Origin of the sequence: Micromonospora sp. NPDC005173, assembly GCF_040608515.1 — a bacterium.
Lineage (GTDB): Bacteria > Actinomycetota > Actinomycetes > Mycobacteriales > Micromonosporaceae > Micromonospora.
Genome location: NZ_JBEXIK010000003.1, coordinates 139,459 through 155,175, shown reverse-complemented (window position 1 = coordinate 155,175; position 15,717 = coordinate 139,459). Strand labels below are relative to the sequence as shown.

The 15,717-nt window shown below is 72.3% G+C and carries 18 protein-coding genes; 10 read left to right on the top strand and 8 right to left on the bottom strand.

Annotation, left to right across the window (positions count from 1 at the left end; translation table 11 throughout):
* Positions 1-11 precede the first annotated feature (11 nt).
* From ABZV00_RS05980 to ABZV00_RS05970, 3 genes are all read left to right on the top strand, one after another.
* Positions 12-419, top strand: a complete 408-nt coding sequence (locus tag ABZV00_RS05980) for a CoA-binding protein (protein ID WP_328423217.1) — start codon at positions 12-14, stop codon at positions 417-419.
* A 32-nt stretch (positions 420-451) separates the two neighbouring features.
* Entirely contained in the window at positions 452-1,186 is a 735-nt protein-coding gene (locus ABZV00_RS05975) for a hypothetical protein (protein ID WP_355602265.1), read from the top strand.
* A gap of 242 nt (positions 1,187-1,428) precedes the next feature.
* On the top strand, positions 1,429-2,610 hold the full coding sequence (locus ABZV00_RS05970) for a Cmx/CmrA family chloramphenicol efflux MFS transporter (RefSeq protein WP_355602263.1): 1,182 nt from the start codon (positions 1,429-1,431) through the stop codon (positions 2,608-2,610).
* Positions 2,611-2,690: 80 nt separating this feature from the next.
* Here ABZV00_RS05970 and ABZV00_RS05965 read toward each other — a convergent pair whose 3' ends face one another.
* A complete protein-coding gene (locus tag ABZV00_RS05965) occupies positions 2,691-3,887 on the bottom strand; it encodes an acyl-CoA dehydrogenase family protein (protein ID WP_328423211.1) in 1,197 nt (398 codons plus the stop codon).
* Between the two features lie 177 nt (positions 3,888-4,064).
* Here ABZV00_RS05965 and ABZV00_RS05960 point away from each other — a divergent pair, with 177 nt between their 5' ends.
* Complete coding sequence (locus tag ABZV00_RS05960) at positions 4,065-4,589, top strand: DUF4190 domain-containing protein (protein WP_355602261.1); 525 nt, start codon at positions 4,065-4,067, stop codon at positions 4,587-4,589.
* A 36-nt stretch (positions 4,590-4,625) separates the two neighbouring features.
* On the opposite strand, the gene ABZV00_RS05955 is transcribed toward ABZV00_RS05960, so the two are convergent.
* Positions 4,626-5,462 carry an SDR family NAD(P)-dependent oxidoreductase gene (locus ABZV00_RS05955; protein ID WP_328426269.1) on the bottom strand — a complete coding sequence of 279 codons (837 nt, stop codon included), beginning with the start codon at positions 5,460-5,462 and terminating at the stop codon, positions 4,626-4,628.
* A 186-nt stretch (positions 5,463-5,648) separates the two neighbouring features.
* On the opposite strand from ABZV00_RS05955, the gene ABZV00_RS05950 reads away from it, so the two are divergent.
* Positions 5,649-6,191, top strand: coding sequence for a DUF4190 domain-containing protein (locus ABZV00_RS05950; RefSeq protein WP_355602259.1), 543 nt, complete (start codon positions 5,649-5,651; stop codon positions 6,189-6,191).
* Positions 6,192-6,258: 67 nt separating this feature from the next.
* On the opposite strand, the gene ABZV00_RS05945 is transcribed toward ABZV00_RS05950, so the two are convergent.
* A complete protein-coding gene (locus ABZV00_RS05945; protein WP_355602257.1) occupies positions 6,259-7,215 on the bottom strand; it encodes a CoA ester lyase in 957 nt (318 codons plus the stop codon).
* Positions 7,216-7,344: 129 nt separating this feature from the next.
* On the opposite strand from ABZV00_RS05945, the gene ABZV00_RS05940 reads away from it, so the two are divergent.
* Positions 7,345-8,169: an SDR family NAD(P)-dependent oxidoreductase gene (locus ABZV00_RS05940; RefSeq protein WP_355602584.1), complete on the top strand. Its 825-nt coding sequence runs from the start codon at positions 7,345-7,347 to the stop codon at positions 8,167-8,169.
* 9 nt (positions 8,170-8,178) lie between these two features.
* Positions 8,179-8,454, top strand: coding sequence for a hypothetical protein (locus tag ABZV00_RS05935; RefSeq protein ID WP_355602255.1), 276 nt, complete (start codon positions 8,179-8,181; stop codon positions 8,452-8,454).
* Here the strand turns inward: ABZV00_RS05935 and ABZV00_RS05930 are convergent.
* The 3 genes from ABZV00_RS05930 to ABZV00_RS05920 form a co-directional block, all read right to left on the bottom strand.
* Positions 8,451-9,866: a hypothetical protein gene (locus tag ABZV00_RS05930; RefSeq protein ID WP_355602253.1), complete on the bottom strand. Its 1,416-nt coding sequence runs from the start codon at positions 9,864-9,866 to the stop codon at positions 8,451-8,453. The genes ABZV00_RS05935 and ABZV00_RS05930 overlap by 4 nt on opposite strands.
* Positions 9,863-10,387 carry a SigE family RNA polymerase sigma factor gene (locus ABZV00_RS05925; protein ID WP_355602251.1) on the bottom strand — a complete coding sequence of 175 codons (525 nt, stop codon included), beginning with the start codon at positions 10,385-10,387 and terminating at the stop codon, positions 9,863-9,865. Before ABZV00_RS05925 ends, ABZV00_RS05930 begins: the two co-directional genes overlap by 4 nt.
* A 102-nt stretch (positions 10,388-10,489) precedes the next feature.
* Positions 10,490-11,452 carry a DMT family transporter gene (locus ABZV00_RS05920; RefSeq protein WP_328423197.1) on the bottom strand — a complete coding sequence of 321 codons (963 nt, stop codon included), beginning with the start codon at positions 11,450-11,452 and terminating at the stop codon, positions 10,490-10,492.
* Between the two features lie 106 nt (positions 11,453-11,558).
* Between ABZV00_RS05920 and ABZV00_RS05915 the strand changes: the two genes are divergently transcribed.
* Entirely contained in the window at positions 11,559-12,266 is a 708-nt protein-coding gene (locus ABZV00_RS05915) for an HAD family hydrolase (protein ID WP_355602249.1), read from the top strand.
* Between the two features lie 9 nt (positions 12,267-12,275).
* Here the strand turns inward: ABZV00_RS05915 and ABZV00_RS05910 are convergent, their stop codons facing one another.
* Both ABZV00_RS05910 and ABZV00_RS05905 read right to left on the bottom strand, forming a co-directional pair.
* Complete coding sequence (locus ABZV00_RS05910; protein WP_355602247.1) at positions 12,276-12,806, bottom strand: hypothetical protein; 531 nt, start codon at positions 12,804-12,806, stop codon at positions 12,276-12,278.
* A gap of 17 nt (positions 12,807-12,823) precedes the next feature.
* Positions 12,824-13,693, bottom strand: a complete 870-nt coding sequence (locus ABZV00_RS05905) for a PhzF family phenazine biosynthesis protein (protein ID WP_355602245.1) — start codon at positions 13,691-13,693, stop codon at positions 12,824-12,826.
* Positions 13,694-13,726: 33 nt separating this feature from the next.
* Between ABZV00_RS05905 and ABZV00_RS05900 the strand changes: the two genes are divergently transcribed.
* Together ABZV00_RS05900 and ABZV00_RS05895 are read left to right on the top strand one after the other, a co-directional pair.
* Entirely contained in the window at positions 13,727-15,013 is a 1,287-nt protein-coding gene (locus ABZV00_RS05900; protein ID WP_355602241.1) for a CBS domain-containing protein, read from the top strand.
* Positions 15,006-15,656 carry a DUF1003 domain-containing protein gene (locus ABZV00_RS05895; protein ID WP_355602239.1) on the top strand — a complete coding sequence of 217 codons (651 nt, stop codon included), beginning with the start codon at positions 15,006-15,008 and terminating at the stop codon, positions 15,654-15,656. Before ABZV00_RS05900 ends, ABZV00_RS05895 begins: the two co-directional genes overlap by 8 nt.
* The last annotated feature ends 61 nt before the right edge of the window (positions 15,657-15,717 follow it).

The window sequence follows — 15,717 nt, the reverse complement described above, 5'->3', positions numbered from 1 at the left end:
ACAGTCGGCGGGTGCGTACCGCTCAGCAGATCCTCGCCGACTCCGCCGTGATCGCCGTCGTGGGCGCGTCCCGCGACCCGTTGAAGGCCGCGCACGGCGTGCCGTTGCAGATGCAGCAGTACGGGTGGCGGATCATCCCGGTCAACCCGACGGTCGACGAACTCTTCGGGGAGCGGGCGTACCCGACCCTCGCCGACATCCCGCACCCGGTCGACCTGGTGGACGTGTTCCGGCCGGCGGCCGACGCCGTGCAGGTGGTTCGGGACGCGGCGGCGATCGGCGCTCCGGCGGTCTGGTTGCAGCTGGGCATCGTCTCGGCCGAGGCGCGGCGGATCGCCGAGGAGGCCGGAATGGACTACGTCGAGGACCGCTGCCTCATCGTCGAACGCGCCGCCGCCGGTCTGACCCGCCTCCCCTGACGGCTCCCGGACGGCGGACGTACTCTGCGGCCATGTCTCTGCCGCGGTCGGGTCGCCTGCCATCGCTGCGGGACGGAGTCTGGCCACGCCGGCTGCTGGCCCTGACCGTCGCGGTGTTGGTGGCGGCGGTGGTCGCCGCCGGCCTGTTCCGGGTGCCCCCGCTCTCCGGCGTGAGCTGGGTCGTCTGGCTGACCTTCGGCGCCCGGCTGCTCGGGCAGCGGTGGTGGCCACGGCGGGACGGCCAGTTGCACTGGCGGGAGCGGGTCACAGGCCTGGACACGGTCGAACCCGGCCTGGTGGCACACCGGTCGCTCGCCGGCTGGGTCGACCTGGCGTCGGAGACGGTCCTGCTGATCGTGATCGGGGCGGGCCTGCTCGCCACACTGCCCCAGCACGGCTGGTGGGTCGAGGTCGCCCGACCGGTGCTCGCCGTCGGGGTCGCGGGGTGGCTCGGTCGGACGGCCTACGAGCAGGTGCGGTTCACCGGTCGGCTGGCGCTGACCGCCAGCGCGATCCGGCACGGCCGCCAGGTCCTGGACTGGGCGAACATCGACCGGGTCACCCCGCACCGGCGCGACGGCCGGCTGAACGGCGTACGGCTGCGACCGACGGTATGGCGATCACTGCAGCCCGCCCCGGTCGTTGGTGGCCGGGACACGGCGGTGCCGGAGGACCGGTTGATCGCCGCGATCGAGGAGTACCGGTTCCGGCCGCAGGAGTTGGCCAGGGAGCCGGCTGGCGCTAGGTGTTGCGGGGCACCAGGTTGACGACACGCGCCTCGGGCGGAACTCGGTTGCGTAATGACCGGTGGGTCTGAGTAATGTTCGCGCCATGTCGAGCCCTGAGGCATCCAAGGTGGGGGCTTTCGGTCACGCCGTCAGCCCCCTGAACCACTGAGTTCATAGCTCGCTTCCCAGCAGCCTTCGCTGCATGGGTTCTTTCGCGCACCCTTGGGCGCTGGCCGCGGTGACGAGACGTCTCCTCGTTCTCTCTCACCTCGGAGCTCTTGATGCCTCTACCGCTCTACCTGCTTGCCGTGGCGGTCTTCGCCATGGGCACCTCGGAGTTCATGCTCGCCGGCCTGGTGCCGGACATCGCCACAAGCCTCGACGTGTCGGTCGGGGCTGCCGGGCTTCTGACCTCGGCGTTCGCCGTCGGGATGATCGTCGGCGCACCCCTGATGGCGGCGCTCGCGCGCCGGTGGCCTGCCCGGGCAAGCCTGCTGGGCTTCGTGCTGGTCTTCGCCATGGCCCACGTCGTGGGCGCCCTCACGACGAGCTTCGCGGTTCTGCTTGTCACCCGGGTCATCGCCGCCGGGGCCAACGCGGGCTTCCTGGCCGTGGCACTGAGCACGGCGGCCACGCTCGTCGCAGCTGATCAGAAAGGGCGCGCGCTGGCGGTGCTGCTCTCGGGTACGACGGTGGCCACCATCGCTGGAGTTCCCGGCGGTGCGGTGCTCGGCACGGTGCTTGGCTGGCGGGCAACCTTCTGGGCGATCGCATTGCTCTGCCTGCCCGCTGCCTTCGGCGTCGTGAAGGGCATCCCGGCGCGTGTCGGAAAGACCCCTCGGGACACTCCGGCCGACTCGTCTCTTCGGGACGAGATCGCCCAGCTCGCGATGCCCCGGCTGGTCCTGGTCATGCTGCTCGGTGCCCTAGCCAACGCTGCCACCTTCGCCACGTTCACCTTCCTGGCACCGATCGTGACCGACACCGCCGGCCTGGGCGAGCTGTGGGTCTCGGTCGTGCTGGTGCTCTTTGGTGCTGGGTCCTTCGTCGGCGTCACCCTCGCGGGACGGCTCTCCGATCAGCGTCCCGGCATCGTGATCGCAGTTGGTGGCCCCTTGCTGTTGCTCGGCTGGGTCGCGTTGGCGACGCTGGCTGCCCAACCGGTGGCGCTTCTGCTCCTCGTGTTCGTGCAGGGCACGCTTTCGTTCGCGTTGGGCAGCACCCTGATCGCCAGAGTGCTCTACGAGGCAGCGGGCGCTCCCACCATGGGAGGGTCGTATGCGACCGCGGCGCTTAACATCGGTGCTGCTAGCGGCCCCGCCGTTGCAGCAGCGACCCTCGGGACCAATGCCGGCGACCTTGGCCCGGTGTGGGTCAGCGGCCTCCTGGTTACGGTCGCACTGCTCGTCGCCCTGCCCCTCCGGCGATTCATCGCACCCCGCGTCGGCGGCGGTCGCGGGTGATGGTGCGCCGAGCGTGATACCTCAGAGTCATATTGATACCTCGGAGTCATCACGCTTGAGACCGACAGGGCGGGCGCGGATCAGAGCTTGTACTCCTTGAGCAGGCCGCGGGAGATGATGGTCTTCTGGATCTCCGAGGTGCCCTCGCCGATGAGCAGGAACGGGGCCTCCCGCATCAGTCGCTCGATCTCGTACTCCTTGGAGTAGCCGTAGCCGCCGTGGATGCGGAACGCCTCCTGGACCACCTCGGCGCAGTACTCGGAGGCGAGCAGCTTGGCCATTCCGGCCTCGACGTCGTTGCGCTGGCCGGCGTCCTTGAGCCGGGCGGCGTTGACCATGAGGGCGTGCGCGGCCTCGATCTTCGTGCCCATCTCGGCGAGCTTGAAGGCGATGGCCTGGTGCTTGGCGAGCGGCTGGCCGAAGGTCTTGCGCTGCTGGGCGTAGCCGACCGCCAGCTCGAAGGCGCGGATGGAGATGCCGCAGGCGCGGGCGGCGACGTTGACGCGGCCCACCTCGATGCCGTCCATCATCTGGTAGAAGCCCCGGCCCACCTTGTCGGCGCCGCCGAGGATCGCCGAGTCGGGCACGGTCACGCCGTCGAGCACCATCTCGGTGGTCTCGACGCCCTTGTAGCCCATCTTTTCGATCTTGCCGGGGATGGTCAGCCCGGGTGCGGTCTCGCCGAAGCCCGGCTCCTTCTCCAGCAGGAAGGTGCTCATGTTGCCGTACACCGACTCGGCGCCGGTGTCGGTCTTGACCAACGTGGCAACCACGGAGGAGTACGCCCCGTTGGTCAGCCACATCTTCTGTCCGTTGAGCACGTAGCGGTCGCCGTCGCGGACCGCGCGGGACTTGATCGCCGAGACGTCGGAACCGGTCTCCGGCTCGGACATCGAGAAGGCGCCGCGCACCTCGCCGGTGGCCATCTTCGGCAGCAGCCGGGCCTTCTGCTCGGCCGAGCCGTGCTGGGAGATCAGGTACGCCACGATGAAGTGCGTGTTGACGATGCCGGAGATCGACATCCAGCCCCGGGACAGCTGCTCCACCACGAGCGCGTAGGTGAGCAGCGACTCGCCCAGCCCGCCGTACTCCTCGTCGATGGTGAGGCCGAACAACCCCATCTCGCGCATCCCGTCGAGGATGTCGGTGGGGTACTCGTCGGCGTGCTCCAGCCGCTGGGCGTGCGGGATGATCTCCTTGTCGGCGAACTCCCGGACGGTCTCCAGGATCGACCGTTGCACATCGGTGAGGCCGGGCGTCTGGGCGAGTCGGGCCATCTCAGCCTCCGGGGATCAGCGCACTACTCATGGGTAACTGAACGCTGGGTCAGTATCGGCCTCCGGGGCCGGCGAGGCCAAGGTGACCAGTCCACACAACCGCTGTGAAAAGGTTCACCGCTGCGGGTAGCGTCCGGCAAGAGGGACTTTTCCGGCACCGGCAGGAGGAGGACAGTCGTGAGCTACCCGCCGCCGTCGGGACCGCCCGGGGACGAGCAGCCGCCGTCACCCTACGAGCCACCCCGGGACCAGTCGCCCTACGCGCCGCCGCCGGCAGGCCAGTCGCCGTACCCTCCGCCGCCGGACCAGTCGTCGTTCGGGCCGCCGGAGCGCTCACCGTACGGCCCACCCGCGGACGACCCGTCGCCGTACGGGCAGCAGGGGCCGCACCAGCCGGCGCAGCCGCCGTACCCCCCGCAGGGCCCCTACGGTCAGTACGGCCCCCCGTCGTCCGGACCAGGTCGGGGCACCAACGTGCTGGCGATCCTGTCGCTGGTGTTCGCCTTCGTGTTCCCGCCGGCCGGCGCCGTCCTCGGCCATGTGGCCAAGCGGCAGATCCGTACCAGCGGCGAGGAGGGCGACCAGCTCGCCACCTGGGGGCTGATCCTCGGCTACGTCTTCACCGGGCTCACCCTGCTGGCCTGCTGTGGCTGGCTGGCCCTGGTCCTCATCGGCAACACCGGCGACAGCGGCGGCTACTGAACGGCGGCGAACGCCCTACGACGTGAACCGGACCGATCAGCGGAACCGGGCCTCGCGGACGCTGTTGCCGCCGTCCACCACCAGCATCTGGCCGGTGATGTACGAGGCTGCCGGCGAGCAGAGGAAGCTGATGGCGGCGGCGACCTCGTCCGGGGTGCCCGGTCGACCGACCGGGGTGCCCAGCCCCTGCTTGATCTCGGCCATCGTGGACGCCGCGGTGTAGATGGTGCCGGGCGCCACCGCGTTCACGGTCACCCCGTCGGCGATCATCTCCATGGCCAGTGCCCGGGTCAGCCCGACCACCCCGGCCTTCGCCGCGGCGTACGCGGCCTCGGTGGGCAGGGCGTTGACCGGGCCGGCGGTGGCCGACAGGTTGACGATCCGCCCCCAGCCCCGCTCGGCCATCCCGCCGATGAAGGCGCGGCTGCACAGGAAGGCGGTGGTCAGGTTGCGGTCGATCTCGCCGCGCCACTCGTCGTAGCTGAGCTGCGCGACCGGTCGCAGCACCTCCGGGCTGGCCCGGCTGGCGAGGCCGGCGTTGTTGACCAGCACCTCGACGTCGCCCAACTGCTCGGCGACCGCGTCGGCCAGCGCACCGACCTCGGACTCGTCGGTCAGGTCCGCGACGAAACCGGTCACCCCCAGCTCGGTGGCCCGCTCGTGGATGCGCCGGGTGGTGGAGACGATGGCCACCCGGGCGCCCAGGTCCGCGAGTCGGCGGGCCGTGGCGTACCCGATGCCGTCCGGGCTGCCCGCCCCGGTCACCAGGGCAACCCGCCCGTCGAGCCGCATGGTCACCGGGTCGGTGAGCGGTACCGGCTCGTCGGGGCCGGGGGAGCCGGCCGGTGTGGCCGCGCGGCCACGCCGGGCCACACCCGGGCGGCTGACGTCCCGCCTCGGTCGACTGCCGGAACGATCCGCGGCTCGCGCGTCGATTGCCATGCCAGGATCCTGCCCGTTGCGACCGGCCCGGGCAACGCGGCACCCGGTAGCAGGGGCATCGGGTTTCGCCGCCGCTGGCTACCCTGACGGGCGCACCCGACCTGACGGAGAGTTCGCATGACCAATCCCCCACCGCCCGGCGGCTGGACCGATCCCACGTGGTCGGGTCCGCAGTCGAGCCCACCGGTCGACCCGACGCTCGTGGCCGGGCAGCCGGTGCCCACCCAAGCCGGCCCGGCGGACCCGTACGCGCCGGTCGACCCGTACGCCGGTGGGCAGCTGCCGCCGGGGCAGCCCATGCCCGGATACGTCCAGCCCGGATACGTCCAGCCCGGATACGCCCCGCCCGGCTATCCGCCGCAGTACCCCGGCTACGGCTACCCGCCTCCGCCGAAGACCAACGGGATGGCCCTCGCGGCGTTCGTGCTGGCCCTGCTGGGCTTCACGTCCTGCATCACCGCACCGGTCGGCGCGATCCTCGGTCACGTGGCGCGCAAGCAGATCCAGGCCAGTGGCGAGGGCGGTGAAGGGATGGCGAAGGCAGCCATCATCATCGGCTGGATCCTCACCGGGCTGTTGGTGGTGGTGATCGCCTTCTACATCGCCGCGATCGTCTTTGCGGTCACGACGAGTGCCGGCAGCGACAGCAGCAGCTACTGATCGATGGGCGGGCCGGCGTACCGGGGCCGGGACGACAGCCGGCGGCGGTCGTCCCGGCCCAGCGCACTCACTCCGCCGGCGGGGTGAACGACGAGGTCCGGCTCATGCCGGCGGCCCGGCCCTTGGCGGAGACCACCAGCGCCATCTTGCGGGACGCCTCGTCGATCATCTCGTCGCCGAGCATCACCGCGCCGAGCCGGCCACCGGCCTCCGAGGTGTAGTGCTCGTAGGCGTCCAGGATGAGCTCGGCGTGGTCGTAGTCGGACTGCGCCGGCTGGTAGACCTCGTTGGCGGCGTCGATCTGGCCCGGGTGCAGCACCCACTTGCCGTCGAAGCCCAGCGCCGCCGAGCGCTTGGCCACCTCGCGGAAGGCGTCCACGTCCCGGATCTGCAGGAACGGGCCGTCGATGGCCTGCTTGTCGTGCATCCGAGCGGCCATCAGGATCCGCATCAGGATGTAGTGGTACGGGTCGCCCGGGTAGTCCGGGATCAGCGCGCCGACCACCAGCGACTTCATGTTGATCGAGGCCATGAAGTCGGCCGGGCCGAAGATGATGGTCTCCACCCGGGGCGAGGCGGCGGCGATGGCGTCCACATTGACCAGACCGGCGGCGTTCTCGATCTGCGCCTCAATACCGATCCGGCCGACCTCCAGGCCGAGCGTCTTCTCGATCTGGGTGAGCGTGAGGTCCAGCCACTGCACCTGAGCGGCGGTCTGCACCTTCGGCAGCATGATGCAGTCCAGGTTCGCGCCGGCGCCCTCGACCACCTCGATGACGTCGCGGTAGGTCCACGGGGTGGTCAGGTCGTTGACCCGGACGACCCGGGTCTTGCCGGCCCAGTCACCCTCGTTGAGCGCGGCCACGATGTTCTTGCGAGCATCCGGCTTGGCCAGCGGGGCGACGGCGTCCTCCAGGTCGAGGAAGACCTGGTCGGCCGGGAGTCCCTGCGCCTTGCCGAGCATCTTGACGCTGGAACCCGGTACGGCGAGGCAGGACCGACGGGGACGACCGACTGCGGCCATGGATGGACTCCTTCCAGCGTCCGGCGGGCACGCCGACGCCACCTGATGACAGATCCGAGAAACTTAACGATCCCAAAGGGCGTGGTGACGCCACGGTAACCTCGCGCCATGACCGGGGTGAATGGACCTGTGGAAGATCTCACTGAGCGTCGACTGGTGGTGGTGACCGGGGCCAGCTCCGGCATTGGGCTGGCCGCCGCCGTCAACCTGGCGTGCCGTGGTGACTGGGTGGTGCTGGTCGGGCGGGACCCGGCCCGCTTGCAGGCCGCGGCGGAACGGGTACGGGAGAACTCGGGCGAGCGTCCGGAGCTGTTCCGGGCCGACTTCGCGGTGCTGGATGACGTGCGCCGCCTCGCCGAGCGGCTGCGGGAGGCGTACGACCGGATCGACGTGCTGGCCAACAACGCGGGCGCGATCGCGCTCCAACCGCTCACCACCGTCGACGGCTTCGAGCTGTCGATCCAGGCCAACCACCTGGCCCCGTTCCTGCTGACCAACCTGCTCGCCGACCGGATCGGCCGGATCGTGGTCACCGCCTCCGGCGCGCACCGCAGCGGCGCGTTGGACCCGGACGACCTGAACAAGCCGCTCCGTCGCTACCGGCCGCTGGTCGCGTACGGCACCAGCAAGCAGGCGAACATCCTGTTCACCGCCGAGGCGGCCCGCCGTTGGCCGGACATCCCGGCACACAGCTTCCACCCGGGAGTGGTGCGGACCCGGTTCGCGAACGACAGTCGGGTGGTCGCCCTCGGCATGCGGATCCTGCCGTTCCGCAGCCCCGAGAAGGGCGCCGAGACCCTCGTCTGGCTCGCCAACCAGGCCCCGGCTCGACTGGTCGACGGTGGCTACTACGCCGACCGTCGGCTGCGCCAGCCGTACCGCAAAGCCGCCGATCCGCAGCTCGCGGCCCGACTCTGGGCGGCCAGCGCCAAGGCCGTCGGCATCGCCGAATAGGGTGCCGTCATGCTGAATCTGGTCGCGCTGGTCGAGTTCTCCGCCGGAGCCGAGGCTGCCGGGCAGCGTTACGAGGACATGGTGCTGGCCCTGCTCGGGCGGCACGGCGGCCGGCTGGAACGGCGGCTGCGCGGCACCGACGGGCGGACCGAGGTCCACCTGATCGGGTTCGACGCCCGAGCCGGGTACGAGGCGTTCCTCGCCGACCCGGAGCGGGCGGCGCTGCGCGCCGACCTCGGCGAAGCCGCGCCGACCACCCGGGTGATCGAGGTGCACGAGGGCTAGCCGTTGTCGGGATGCGGCTGCGGGGGTACGGCCTCGACGCGCCGGTGGAGCCGTCGACCACGCCAGCGCCGCAACAGCGACAGCACGGGCAGGGCGACCACGAGCGCCACGACGAACCCCACGGCGAGCAGCCAGAACGGCAACGGTCCGTAGTCGGGGCGGCCAGCCTCGCGTACCGCGCCGTCGACCGCGAGGTCGGCGGCGACCGTCAGGTCGGTGATGCCTTCCGGAGTGTGGAAGAGCACCTCCGGCGCGGGTGCGCCCCGGCGCAGCACCACGAGTTCCACCGAGCTCGTGCCGGGCTCGTGATAGGGACCCCAGGAGATGTCGTGGTACTCCGGCCGGTCGACCGCCTCCGGGCCGGGCACGCCGACCAGCGCGACCGCTTCGTCCGCCGAACGCCAGCCGAGCAGTTGCACGAACGTACGGGAGCGCAGCGGCGGAAAGGCCTGGCCGGCCTGCGGTGTGTCGTCGACGATGGACCGCAGGGCCAGCGTCCAGGTACGCCGGTAGGACGGCACCGGACAGTCCGTGCAGGTGGACCGGCTCAGGACGGCCACCGACCGCCCGTCCGGCAGCCAGGACCCGGCCCCGGCGAGCCGGCCGCCGGCCAGCGGCAGCTTCCGGTACGGCTCGGCGGCACGGTCGGCGCCGGCGTCGGCGACCCGGGTGAGCCAGACCTCGTCGCGAACCTGGAGGGCCAGCTCGCCGCCGTCCGGGGAGAGCGCCGCCGTGCGTCCCGGCGGAATCCAGGCGGTACCCACCGGCACCCGCAGCACGTCCGTCCGAAGCTCCCGGTCGTAGACCCCGACGTACGGGGTGGTGTACGTGTTCGGCGGGGTGAACGTGGCCTCATCGTCGGCGTACACGAGCCGCTCACCATCCGGCGCGAAGGCGAGCGGGTACCCGTCCGTACGGTCCGGGGTGAACCGTCCGGACGTCAGGTCCAGCAGTGACGCGCCGATCCAGGCGTACCGGCCGTCCGGGGAGAGCAGCGCGTCGAAGCCCGGGACGAGCGGACCGGCGTCCAGCACCCGGTACCGGTCGGCGTCGGCGGCCACCACACCCATTCGGGTCTCGAACCAGTCGGTGCGCACGGCCGGACCGCCGAAGAGCATGGCCGCCGCCCCGGGTGCCGAGTCCCGCACCGTCGCGGTACGCAGCGGCGGGTCGACGAGTCGGGTCGGCAGGCCGGGTGCGTCTGAATACGGGCCAGCCGGCGCCGGCAGGGACACCGGGTGCAACGCGTACCCGGTGCCAAGAAGCAGGACCAGGACGGCGAACGCGCCGGCCACGGCCGCCCGCCGGCGGCGGTGCCGGGTGCGTGCCGCGTCGAAGAGCCCTTCCGGTACGGCGGCCGGCGGCACGTCGTCGGCGAGGCGGCGCAGCGCCTCGGAGAGCCGGGCGGTCATCGGGCCACCTCCTGCGGGCTACGGCCGACCAGCTCGGCCAACTCGGGGGCGAGGACACGCAGCCGCCCGAGGGCGTGGCGGGTCTGGCTCTTCACGGTGCCGACCCGACAGCCGAGCAGCACGGCGGTCTCCGTCTCGGTGCGATCCTCGTAGTAGCGCAGGACCAGGACCGCGCGCTGGCGTACGGTCAGCCGGTCCAGCGCCGCCCGCAGCACCAGCCGCAGGTCGGTGTCGTCGCCCGGACCCGTCCGCTCCGGTAGCGCGGCGCCCAGCCGCTCCGGCGGCCGGGCCCGCCGCCACCGCCACCAGCTGGCCGCCTGTGTGCAGAGCACCCGACGCAGGTATGCGGCCGGATCGTCGATCCGTTCCCACCGCACCGCCACCCGCGCCAGCGCCACCTGGACGAGATCCTCGGCGTGGTGCCGATCACCGGTCAGCAGGTACGCGAACCGGGTCAGCCCGGCGGTCTCCGCCCGGACGAAGTCGGCGAAGCCGTCCCGGGTGCGGTCCTCAGTCGTCAACGGATCGCCCTCCTCACCCGGACAGACGCTGGGCGGGCCCGCCGCGGAGGGAGCCGGTGCCCACATTTCTCGATCGTCCTGGATCCGCCAGGCGCCGGGCGGTCAGTCGCCCAGCGGGGCGGCGTCGGCGGGGAGCGGGGTTGGCGGCGGCGTGGCGCGGCGACCGGCCCGGGCGCCGCCGAGCACCACCACCGCGACCCCGACCAGCAGCAGCGCCATCCCCAGCAGCGCGTACGGGCGGGGCAGCTGATCCAGCCAGACCCAGGCGAGCAGGGCGGCGCCGGGCACCTCCAGCAGGATCAGCACGCTGACCGTGGTCGCCGGGATCCGGTGCAGGGCGTAGTTGAACATCGAGTGGCCGAGCAGTTGGGCGCCGGCCACCAGCGCCAGGATGGCCAGCCAGGTGCGCCCGTCGAAGCCGGTCATCCGCACGCCGCCGAGCAGGCAGACCACCAGCAGGATCAGCGCGCAGATCCCGTAGCAGATGGTGGTGTACGTGGTGGTGCTGATGCTGGCCCGGGCCCGTTCGCCGAAGGCCGTGTAGACGGCCGCGAAGATGCCGCCGGTCACGGCCAGCAGGTCACCGAGGACGGCCCGCCCGGAGATGCCGACGTCCGCGCCGGTGGCGATCACCGCGCCGCCCACCGCCACCGCGATGCCGATCCAGACCACCCGGGGCAGCCGGCGGCCCTGGGCGCGGGCGATCAGCCCCTGCCAGACCGGCTGGGTGGCGACCAGGGCGGTGGCCGTGGCGACCGAGGTGAGCTGCGCGCTCGGCATCCAGGTGGCGAAGTGCGCGGCCAGCGCGACCCCGGAGAGTACGCAGAACAGCCCCTCCCGCCGGCCCACACCCACGGTCAGCCTGCGGAACTCGGCGCGGCGTCGGGCCAGCGAGAAGGGGCTCAGCACGGCCACCGCGAGCAGGTTGCGCCAGAACGCGATGGCCAGCGCTGGAGCGGCGGCGTAGGCGATCAACGGCGCGGACGACGACACGGCGACCACGGCCAGGCCGACGGCGCCGGTGGTCAGCGGATCCAGGGGCGGGCGAGGCGAAGGAGAGGGCACGAGTAGGAATCCTCACACGACCGCGGACACCACGGAACGTCAGCACTCCGTTACGATCACGCAGGTCCGCGCCGGCGACCCCCCGACCGCCCGGAGGCGCTCCTCCATGCCCAGCTACCAGGCTGTGCTGTTCGATTTCTTCGGCACACTGACCCGTTCGGTGCAGCGCGGCGTCGCACATCTCGGCACCGCCGAGCTGCTCGGCTGCCCCACCGACACGCTGACCGAGGTGCTGAACCGCACGTACTACGAGCGGGCCACCGGCCGGCTCGGCAACGCGGAGGCGACCCTGCGTTGGGTGTGCGCCCAGGCCGGCGTACACCCCAGCGACCATGCGGTGCGCGCGGCGGTGGCGTCTCGGCACCGGGCGGTGCGCGCGGACACCCGGCTGCGGGCCGACGCGGTGCCCGTGTTGGCGGCGCTGCGCCAGCGCGGCCTGGGCACCGGCGTGATCAGCGACTGTACGCACGAGCTGCCGGCCTTCCTGCCGCAGCTCGCGGTCGCCCCGCTGCTCGACGTGCGGGTCTTCTCCGTGCAGGTCGGACAGTGCAAGCCGGACCCGGCGCTGTACCTGACGGCGTGCCAGCGGCTCGGGCTGGCGCCGCAGGACTGCCTGTACGTCGGCGACGGCGGCAGCCAGGAGCTGACCGGCGCCGAGCGGGCCGGGATGACCGCGGTCCGGCTCGCCGCGCCCGACCTTGGCGAGCACATGGTGTTCAACGCCGACCGGGAGTGGCGTGGACCGACGCTCGGCACGCTGCGCGAGGTGCTCGACCTCATCGACGCCCAGGTCGTCCGTGCCGGGGCCGGCTGAGGCGCTGGGTCAGCGGCGGCGGACCCGGTGCAGGCGGAACGGCTTGCGGGTGGCCCGTACCGCCGGGCTGTCCCGGGGCGGCTCGGCCTGCGCGTCGGCCGGCAGGTCGGCGCCAGCCAGCGGCTCGCCGGCCGGGGCGAGCCGGTTCACCGCGCAGCCGTCTGCGGCCCACCGGGCCACCAAGTCGGCGGTAGGGCCGGACGCGTTGAGCCGCTTCCCCGCCACCAGCGGCGCGGTGGTGTCCCACGCCTCGGTGCCCGGCTGCACCCGGGTCACCCGGGCCGGCCAGGTGACGATCCGGCCGCCGTGGTCGCCGCGCAGCGTGACCTGCGCCTCGGTCGCGTCGGCCAGCCCGGGCGCGGCCTGCTCGCCCGGCCCGCTGACCACGAACAACGCGCCCTCCAGCGGCGCGCACCAGAGCGCGAGCGCCGGACCGCCGGGCACGCTGACCCAGGCCACGGCGGCCTTCTTCATCGCCTCGTCGATCAGCGGCGTGCCACCGGGAGCATCCTCGTCCGTCACACCCGCATTCTCCCGCATGGACACCTCCGCACCGGTCAGCCCACGAAGGGTGGCACGGCGATCTCGCCGCGCGCCACCGGCATCACCTGGCCGGCGACGGTCGCGCCGACCGCCACGCCGTTCGCCGCCGTGACCGTGCAGGACAACGCGGACGGACGGTTCATCTCCACACCCTGGCGCACCGCGTAGCGGGACAGCCCGTCGCCGGGCAGCAGGCCGCTGGCCACCAGCCAGACACCGAGACCGAGCGCCGCCGAGCCGGTCGCCGGGTCCTCCGGTACGCCGAGCCCCGGCACGAAGACCCGGGCGTGCGCGGTTTGCGCGGCGGGGTCCCAGGAGAAGACGCTGACATGCGCCACCCCGTACCGCTCCGCCGCCGCCGGGTTCACCCGCGCCCGGGCCACCGACTCCGGCCGCACCGGCAGGTACGGGAACTCCAGCCCGCAGCCGGCGACCCGTGGCGCGGGCCCGGCGTGGTCGTCCGCGACCAGCCCGGCGATCTCCAGCAGCGGCTCCGGGTCCAACTCGGGACCGAGCGTGGCGCTGCCACCGGTCAGCGTCGCCCCGGACGCGGTCACCTCGATCGGCAGCACGCCGGCGCCGCACTCCTGGGTGACCTGCCCCACACCGAACATTCCGCGCCGGCTCGCGGTGACCGCCGCGCCGACGCTGGGGTGCCCGGCGAACGGCAACTCCTCGACCGGCGTGAAGATCCGTGCCCGGTAGGTGGCGCCGAACTGGGTCGGGGGCAGCACGAACACGGTCTCGGAGAGATTGAACTCCAGCGCGAGCGCTTGCATCTGCTCGGTGGCCAACGCCTCCGCGCCAAACACCACGGCCAGCGGGTTGCCGGCGAAGGGGCGGTCGGTGAAGACGTCCACGATCTCGTAGGCCAAGGTCGACATGTTGATAAACACTAGGCGCTTAGGCTGGTGCCCGTGAGCACGCCGACCCGGGTCTACATCGCCCGTCTCGCCGGAGTCGCCGTCTTCGACCCGAACGGTGACCAGGTGGGCCGGGTCCGCGACGCCGTTGCCCGGCTGCGGGCGACCTCGCGTCCCCCGGAGGTCGTGGGCCTGGTCGCCGAGATGCCGATGCGTCGGCGGATCTTCCTGTCCATCAACCGGATCACGTCCATCGACGCGGACGCCGTCGTGCTCGGCTCCGGCACCCTCAACCTGCGGCGCTTCGAGAAGCGCCCGAACGAGCTGTTGGTGCTTCAGGAGCTGCTGGACCGGCGGGTGCAACTCGAACCGGGCGGCCAGCCCGGCGCGGTGGTGGACGTCGCCATGGAATGCGCCCGAGGCGGCGAGTGGTCGCTCACCCGGGTCGCGGTCCGCGAGCAGACCGGCCGGCTCAGCCGCCGCGGCCACCTGCATCAGGTGGATTGGGACCGGGTACGCGGGTTGAGCGGCATCGCCGACAACCGGGGTACGGCGAACCTGCTCGCCGTACTGGAGGACATGCGACCGGCCGACCTCGCCAACGCCTTGCAGGACCTGCCCGACGCGCGACGCAACGAGGTCGCGGCGGCCCTGGACGACGAGCGGCTCGCCGACGTGCTCAGCGAGCTGCCCGAGCACGACCAGGTGGAGATCCTCGCCGCGCTGGACCGGGAACGGGCCGCCGACGTGCTGGAGGAGATGGACCCGGACGACGCCGCGGACCTGCTCAACGAGCTGCCCCCGCCGGAGCAGGACGTGCTGCTGGACCTGATGGAGCCGGACGAGGCCGACCCGGTGCGCCAGCTACTCAAGTACACCCCCGGCACGGCGGGCAGCGTGATGACCTCGGAGCCGGTCATCCTGCCGCCGGACGCCACCGTCGCCGAGGCACTCGCCCGGATCCGGGAGCCGCAGCTCTCCCCCGCCGTCGCCGCCCAGGTCTTCGTGACCCGGGCCCCGCAGAACACCCCCACCGGCCGCTACCTGGGCATGGTGCACTTCCAGGCCTTGCTGCGCGAACCGCCGGCCGACCTGCTGGGCAAGGTGGTGGTCAACGACATCGATCCGTTGCGCCCGACCACCCCGCTGCCGGAGATCACCCGCCGGATGGCCACCTACGACCTGGTCGCCATGCCGGTGATCGACCGGAACAACCGGCTGGTCGGCGCCGTGACGGTGGACGACGTACTGGACCACTCGCTGCCCCGTGACTGGCGGGACCGCGACGCCATTGCCGCAGCGGGCGCCACCGACCCGGTGCTGGACGGCACAGATGGCTGACCAGCGGCGGGCGGAACGGCTCGACCAGCCACGCGAGCCCCGGGGCATCAAGCTGCCCCGGTTCGACGCCGAGGCGTTCGGCCGGTGGTCGGAGGGCATCGCCCGCGGCATGGGCACCGCGAACTTCATCGTCGTCATGACGGTGGTGATCGCGATCTGGTTCGGCTGGAACACGCTCGCCCCGGCCGACCTGCGCTTCGACCCGTACACGTTCACGTTCCTCACCCTGGTGCTGTCGTTGCAGGCCAGCTACGCCGCGCCGTTGATCCTGCTGGCGCAGAACCGGCAGGCGGACCGGGACCGGGTGGCGCTGGAGGAGGACCGGCGGCGGGCCACGGCGCAGAAGGCGGACACCGAGTACCTGGCCCGGGAGATCGCCGCGCTGCGGATCGCACTGGGTGAGGTGGCCACCCGCGACTTCCTCCGCTCCGAGCTGACCCGGCTGGCCGAGGAGTTGGACGAGGCGGGGCAGCGCCGACAGCGGTTGGAGCGCCGCCAGCAGCAGAAGGACACCCGGCAGGACAAGCGTGGCCAGCGGCCGACCGACGGCGCGGGGCTGGACGAACCCCGCGACGACCTGGACGGCGACTTCGCCTCCGAGGCGCGGCCGGACGGCACCGGGCCACGCCCGCAGGACGGCTGACCGGGGGGCCGAGGCCGGCCATCGATTGGCTCACACCGTTCCCGGCCAACGGCCGTAGCGG